Annotated in this window: 3 protein-coding genes; all 3 read left to right on the top strand. The window is 66.0% G+C overall.

From position 1 onward, the window contains the following. Entirely contained in the window at positions 1 to 1,155 is a 1,155-nt protein-coding gene (locus GF405_09340) for a DUF4139 domain-containing protein (protein ID MBD3368354.1), read from the top strand. A 99-nt stretch (positions 1,156 to 1,254) separates the two neighbouring features. Continuing rightward, a complete protein-coding gene (locus GF405_09335) occupies positions 1,255 to 1,989 on the top strand; it encodes a DUF4115 domain-containing protein (protein ID MBD3368353.1) in 735 nt (244 codons plus the stop codon). Between the two features lie 18 nt (positions 1,990 to 2,007). Further along, positions 2,008 to 3,405: excinuclease ABC subunit UvrB (uvrB, locus tag GF405_09330; GenBank protein ID MBD3368352.1), on the top strand; the 1,398-nt coding region annotated here is incomplete at its 3' end.

The raw sequence follows: 3,405 nt of genomic DNA, 5'->3' as shown, positions 1-3,405 counted from the left end.
GTGCTCGAGGGCCCGGAGGCCGCCGTCTGGGAGCAGAACTACCGCTTCGACCTGGCGAGTTCCTCGAAGATCCTCGAGAAGTACCTGACGCGCGACATCGACGTCGTGACGGAGGACGCCGACCTCTTCAGCGGCCGTCTCGTCAGCGCAGACGGAAGCTCCATCGTCCTCGATCAGGGCCGGGGCACCGGGCCGGTCGTCACCCTCAACCGGGACAAGGTCGCGTACATCCGGTTCCCGGCGCTTCCGGCCGGTCTCATCTCGAAGCCGTCGCTCATCTGGAAGATCGGCGCGGAGCGTGGAGGGGACCGGCTGGTCGAGGTGTCGTACCTGACCTCGGGGGTCACGTGGCACGCCGAGTACGTCGGCGTCATCAACGCTGCCGACGACGTCGTCGACCTCGCGGCCTGGGTGTCGATCGACAACCGCTCGGGCGCGACCTACGAGGACGCGCAGCTCGACCTGGTCGCCGGAGACATCCACAGGGCGCCGCAGGGCATGGGCGACAAGGCGATGGCACAGGAGGTGGCGCTGACCCGCAGCATGGCCCCGCCGCCGGAGTTCGCGGAGGAGGAGCTTTTCGAGTACTATCTCTACAAGCTGGACACCCCCGCGACCGTGGCCGACCGGGAGATCAAGCAGCTGACGTTCTTCCCGTCGACCGACGTGGCCGTCGAGAAGGTGTTCGAGTACGACCAGTGGTACGGTGAGGACGTACGGGTTCTGCTCGAGTTCGAGAACTCGGAGGAGGCCGGCCTGGGCCGGGCGCTCCCGGCGGGAACGGTCCGCATGTACAAGGAGGACTCCGCCGAGGACCTGCAGTTCCTCGGAGAGGACCGCATCGCCCACACACCGAAGGACGAGGACGTCTCGCTCTTCATCGGCGCGGCGTTCGATGTGAAGACGGAGAGAACCCTCGTCAGCACGAGGAAGATCACCGACCGCGTGCGCGAGGAGGACTACGAGATCTCGGTCAGGAACCACAAGGACACCGACATCGTCCTGCGGCTCGTCGAGCATCCCAGGGGCTACTGGGAGGTGACGAGGACCTCTCACGAGTTCGAGAAGGTCGAGGCGAACCGCATCGAGTTCGAGGTCCCCGTCCCGGCGGACGGCGAGACGACCGTGGCCTACACCATCCGGTACGAGCACTAGAGCGGCGCCGCTGTCGCGGCGGCCCGGAGGAAGCCGTCTCATGGGGCGGCGGGACGGGTTCCCGCGGCCCGGAGCGCGGCGGCACGAACGGAGGCGTTCATGGAGTCGGTCGGCCAGCTCCTGAGGAGAGAGCGCGAGGCGCAGGAGAAGAGCCTCGAGGACGTCGCCAAGGACACCAAGATGAGCACCTCGACCCTTGAGGCGCTCGAGGACGACCGCTTCAGCGCGCTGCCCGCACAGGTCTACATCAAGGGGCATCTGAGAACCTACGCGCGCTATCTCGGTCTGAACGAGGACGACGTCGTCGGAATGTACCTCCGCTTCACACAGCAGACCGAGAGCGACGAGCTGGACGAGTGGGACGCGGTGGAGCTCGAACTCACCGAACGGAAGGAGACGGCGAACCGGCGCTGGGTGCTCATCGGCGTCACGTCGGTCATCACCATCGTCGTGCTCGTCGTGGGGCTCTGGTGGATCAGACAGAGCCCGCCGGAGCCGCCCGCTCCCGCCGAACAGGAGCTCGAGGCCGTCACGGACCCGGTCAGCGAGGCCGCGGCGCCGGACACGATGATCGAGTGGCACAAGCTCGAGCTCATGGCCGTGGCGCGCGAACGGACATGGATCCGCGTGGCGGTCGACGGCACGCCGGTGTCCGACCTCACGCTGGAGCCCGGCGAACGCCGGCTCTGGGAGGCGAACGAGCGGTTCCTGCTGGACGTCGGCAACGGCGGTGGGCTCGAACTCTATCTCGACGGGGAGTTCCTGGGCACGGCCGGCACGGGGTCGCGTCTCGTCGAGGGGCTCGAGGTGACCGAGGAAGGCATGTCGCGCTAGGGAGGGGTTGAGGCAGGGATGGCGAAGGCGTTCAAGCTCGTCTCGGGATACGAACCCCGCGGCGACCAGGGCACCGCGATCAGGGAACTGACGGAGGGGTTCGAACGGGGCGACCGCTACCAGACGCTCCTCGGCGTCACCGGGTCCGGCAAGACGTTCACGATGGCCAACTGCATCGCGAACGCCAACCGGCCGGCCCTCGTCATGTCCCACAACAAGACGCTGGCAGCGCAGCTCTTCGCTGAGTTCCGCGCGTTCTTTCCCGAGAACGCCGTCGAGTACTTCGTCAGCTACTACGATTACTACCAGCCCGAGGCCTACGTTCCCGTCACCGACACCTACATCGAGAAGGACGCGAACATCAACGACGAGATCGACCGCCTGAGGCTGCGCGCCACGGCGTCGCTCCTCGAGCGCCGGGACGTCGTCATCGTCGCGTCGGTCTCGAGCATCTACGGTCTCGGTTCGCCCGACGTCTACAAGTCGATGCTCCTCTCGCTCGAGACCGGCATGAGCGTCGACCGCGACGCCATGCTGCGCGAACTCATCGACATGCAGTACGAGCGCAACGACGTCGAGTTCTCGCGCGGCACCTTCAGAGTGCGCGGCGACGTGGTCGAGGTGCGCCCGTCGTACGAGGAGCGCGCCGTCCGCATCGAGTTCTTCGGGGACGAGATCGACAAGCTGTCCATCATCGACCTCGTCACGCGCAAGCCGATCGAGAAGCTCGAGCGAACGTCTATCTATCCCGCGAAGCACTTCGTCACGACGCAGGACTACATCGAGAAGGCCATCGAGCGCATCGAGGATGAACTCGAGCAGCAGATCGACTTCTTCAAGAGCCAGAACAAGCTCCTCGAGGCCCAGAGGATCGAGACCAGGACCCGCTTCGACATCGAGATGCTCCGGGAGATGGGCTACTGCAGCGGCATCGAGAACTACTCGAGGCACCTCGCCGGTCGCGCCGAGGGAGAGCGGCCCGCCGTGCTCCTCGACTACTTCCCGGACGACTTCCTGATGTTCATCGACGAGTCGCACGTCGCCGTGCCGCAGATCAGGGGCATGTACCGCGGCGACCGCTCACGCAAGGAGACGCTGGTCAAATACGGGTTCCGGCTTCCTTCGGCGCTCGACAATCGACCTCTTCAGTTCGACGAGTTCGAGGAGTTCATGCATCGGGTCGTCTTCGTCTCGGCGACGCCGGGCGACTACGAGCTGGAGAAGTGCGAGGGCGTCGTCGTCGAGCAGATCATCCGGCCGACCGGACTCGTCGATCCGGAGATCATCGTCCGTCCCGTCGCCGGTCAGGTCGACGACCTTCTCGAGGAGATCCGCGCGCAGACGAAGGGCGGTGGGCGGGTCCTCGTGACGACGCTGACGAAGAGGATGTCCGAGGACCTGACGGACTACCTGCAG

This window comes from Candidatus Effluviviaceae Genus V sp., assembly GCA_014728125.1.
Taxonomy (GTDB): domain Bacteria; phylum Joyebacterota; class Joyebacteria; order Joyebacterales; family Joyebacteraceae; genus WJMD01.
The sequence above is the reverse complement of the archived record's forward strand: the minus strand, read 5'-3'. Positions and strand labels throughout refer to the sequence as shown.

Coding starts and splice junctions, on each gene's coding strand:
- GF405_09335 (MBD3368353.1), top strand. CDS start 1,255: ATGGAGTCGGTCGGCCAGCTCCTGAGGAGAGAGCGCGAGGCGCAGGAG.